Origin of the sequence: Vibrio sp. ER1A (assembly GCF_000733315.1) — a bacterium.
Classification (GTDB): Bacteria; Pseudomonadota; Gammaproteobacteria; order Enterobacterales; family Vibrionaceae; genus Vibrio; species Vibrio mediterranei.
The window spans coordinates 137,245-140,550 of the sequence record NZ_JPJA01000094.1 but is presented as its reverse complement, the minus strand read 5'-3'; the positions used below and the strand labels follow the sequence as shown (position 1 = coordinate 140,550).

The 3,306-nt window shown below is 42.6% G+C and carries 3 protein-coding genes and 1 pseudogene; all 4 read right to left on the bottom strand.

All coding sequences use genetic code 11. From position 1 onward, the window contains the following. Positions 1–163: pseudogene (locus HW45_RS30070) on the bottom strand (CpaF family protein); the annotation flags it as partial. After that, a complete protein-coding gene (locus HW45_RS23910; protein ID WP_006070714.1) occupies positions 160–1,395 on the bottom strand; it encodes an AAA family ATPase in 1,236 nt (411 codons plus the stop codon). The pseudogene HW45_RS30070 and the gene HW45_RS23910, both read right to left, overlap by 4 nt. Further along, positions 1,395–1,880: a hypothetical protein gene (locus tag HW45_RS23905; RefSeq protein ID WP_038230344.1), complete on the bottom strand. Its 486-nt coding sequence runs from the start codon at positions 1,878–1,880 to the stop codon at positions 1,395–1,397. The genes HW45_RS23910 and HW45_RS23905 overlap by 1 nt, the downstream gene beginning before the upstream one ends. Then, on the bottom strand, positions 1,877–3,238 hold the full coding sequence (locus tag HW45_RS23900; protein WP_200874597.1) for a pilus assembly protein N-terminal domain-containing protein: 1,362 nt from the start codon (positions 3,236–3,238) through the stop codon (positions 1,877–1,879). The genes HW45_RS23905 and HW45_RS23900 overlap by 4 nt, the downstream gene beginning before the upstream one ends. Between the last annotated feature and the right edge of the window lie 68 nt (positions 3,239–3,306).

The following is a 3,306-nucleotide window of genomic DNA, read 5'->3' as shown; positions in this document are numbered from 1 at the left end:
TCGCGGGTGAATAGTTACGTTCGAAGTTGTTCGCAAGCACATCCACAGCATTGCGAATTTGATTCTCAACCTCTTTTTGACTTAGCGTTTGTATTGCTTCAGGGTCCAATGCTTCAAAGATTTGCGACCGAAACGCTACGTAGACTTCCTTGTTTGAACTCATCTCCATCCCAACCTTTGTAAAATGCCCCTATTAGTGTTAATTGGTTGGCCGTTAACTAAACGCGCCAGCTGGTCAATGGATCGATTCACAGAACGATCATGCTTGTACACACGCTTGCCATCGATTTGAAGATGAGCAAGTTGTTTACAGTATTCGACGTCCAAATCGACGCTTGCGCCCAGAAATTTTGTGACATCATCATGTGCGATTGGGAAGTTATTATTAGGTCGGTGATGATTTACCACAGTAACGATTCGAGTCCGTTTCTTGGTTAGGTCTCGCGAGGTATCAATATCTGAAATAAGTGCTTTAGCTTTTCTAACTGCGGTAACTGTTGGCTCAATGACAATGGCGATAACATCGTAATTTCTTACTAACATGTCGCAATCGAGTGGGAAATCAACGCTGCCCGAATAATCCTCTACAATGAAGTTAGTGTTATGAACTAAAAGTTCACAAAGTGTTTGGTTGTAATTCAACAAGTCCTTTTGGTCTGCACTTCCTTGAAGCGACAACAACCGAAGCTCAGGAGATACCGAAGTTAGGTAGCTTAACGCTCCTTCCAAATCAAGCTCGTGGAGAGGAACAGATAGCTCATCGACCTGTCTCGCAGAAAACTCTGTAAGACCTAATAAGACATCGGTTCCACTTCCATTGTACTGATGGTCAACTAATATAGTGTCTACGCCTTCGCCAGCCAGTTTGTTCCCAAGCTCCGTAGCAATAAACGACGTACCTACTCCACCCTTGCTACCTACAACCGCTACTCGCTTCGCTCTCCTTTCTTTACTCACCCCTTTTTGAGCTTTCAAATCATTGTTAACATGCATTACAAACTCAGCGAACTCATACTTGTTAATAGGCCAAAAAAGATAGTAGAAGCCCATTTCTTTCAAGCTTCTCAGCGTCGAGATGGCATCTTCTTTACCTATAACGATCACGCCTTTATGGGTTGGAAGTTTAGCCGCTACTGCTTGCGCATCCGAGACAACATTCGATGATTCATTTAGCTCCAAGAGAATTAAGTTACTCTCTTGTTTCGAATAGAACTCGCTGTCTGCTTTATGTTGTTGTATACCAGTGGGGCAATCCCACCCTTCAAACTCAAACAGCTCTTCCACCAAATTTCGACATTCATCCGTTTGATAAACTAACGAGCAAGTAATATTGGAACTCGACGTTCCAACTTGCGGTTTGTTTGACTCCGGAAGTTTTTTAGTGATATCGAACATTAGATTCCCTCCACCAGACGTTCTTTATGAGCCACCTGCTGAACTCTTGCCGCTTCTGAAAAACAATTCCTGCTGCTATTCTGAGTTTCGATTTCAATCGGTTTGCAATTGGCTTTAGCTAAATTATGAAATGTCACTATCACCTTGATATCTGAGCTGAGAGCACCGTTCTTGGTCATTGAAAACGCGTCCGCTCGATAAGGTAGATATTTGAGGTCTTTCATCGAATCCTTCAAGATCGACTTTGCAGTATTATTTTTGTATTCAATGACATAAGTTGGACCAGTATCAATGTCGTCGATCGTGTCAAAGATTTGAGCCAGTTTTTTCGTTGCTTCAACCTTATCTCTAGCCGTAAACTCGTACACATGGGTCTCTGGATAAACAAGATACTCCGCCCCTTTTCCGTTGTAGTAACGTTCACTGCATCCCAGAAGTAGCAACAAAGGCAGTAACCAAATTGAGGTATTTATTGAAATATTCATTGGATAAACCCTCCTTTGGATAAGAGCTCAATCGTAGGGCTTGACCCTTCATTCGTTTCTTCAGGCTCAGAGATATTCAACCAACGGCGTAAAGTATTGGTTTTGGTGATGTACGGAAGTTGGATGTCTTTTCTTTTCATTGGCTTAACTAAGTTCACCGTTGCGACAATGATCAGTTCTGTTCGACGTCTGTCTGTGGAAGACTTTCTAAACGCCGCACCAAGTACTGGTATATCGCCAATGAGGGGAGTTTTTTGAATCTCTTCAAAGTCTGCACTACTCATAAGACCACCGAGCACAAAGCTATCACCATCACCTAGCTCTATGGTGGTCATAGCTCTGCGTGTCGCTAATTGAGGCACCTCAATACCCGCAGCTCTGATATAACGCTCAATTTCACTTACTTCTGGAAAAAGCTGCATTCGTATCTTTTCTTCAGTTAGCACTTTTGCAGTAAGGTCGAGTTTGATACCAAACTCTTTAAAGGTGATATTTACGTTGTTATTGGTAGAGACAATCACCGGGACTTCCCCACCTACGAGGAAACTTGCTGATTCGCCTGAGATAACAGTTAGATTGGGCTCAGCAAGTACTTGTGCGACGTTTTCATTGCCAAGCGCAGTAATGAGAGTTGTTAAGTCTGCAGCTTCAAATTGCTGGAACAAGAACTGGCCAACGTTGGCACCAAACGAAGACCAATCGACACCTACCGTCTCAGCGAAACGCTCAGTCACTTGGGCTACGGATATTTTTACATTGACTTGTTGCACGGTCGCCACTTCAAGTCGTTCTATTATCCCATCCCACGTCATGTTCCTCTCAAAGATCATACTCTCTGGTTCTTCAATAGAAATATTGTCGTTCTGGAACTTTAGCTTCTGGACTTTATCCCATTTCTCTAGTTTTTCTCGACCGAGTAAAGTTGCAACAAGTCGATAAATATCGTCTCTTTCTCTTTCAGAGTTTACGATACCACTCACTGCAACTTGGTTACCTACGGACTCAATTTTCACACTAGTATCGGGGAACAATAGCGCGACTTGGCGACGCACTTGACTCAGGTCTATGTCAGCTATGATGCGTTCGGAATAGAGCAATTTTTCTGATTCGCCATAAATCATCAACCTTGCCTGACCGACAGCTTTTGAGAATATTACGATGGAGTTTTCATTAATAACGTTGTAGTCCACAATATCGGGATCACTTACAAAAACTTTAGTGATTCTCTCACTAAGCTCTATATTTTTAGCATCATTTACAGTTATGTAAGTTTCACCCGAGTAAGCTGTTGATGATAAGAAGAAACTCAGTAAAATTACGGTGAGACGATATCCATACCTCATTATTTTGTAGTCCATTACAAATCCCCTCCAAAACGGTCGTTTCCTGAGGGCGAGCCCCTTAGCTCGGCTTTGTTGCCGAATTC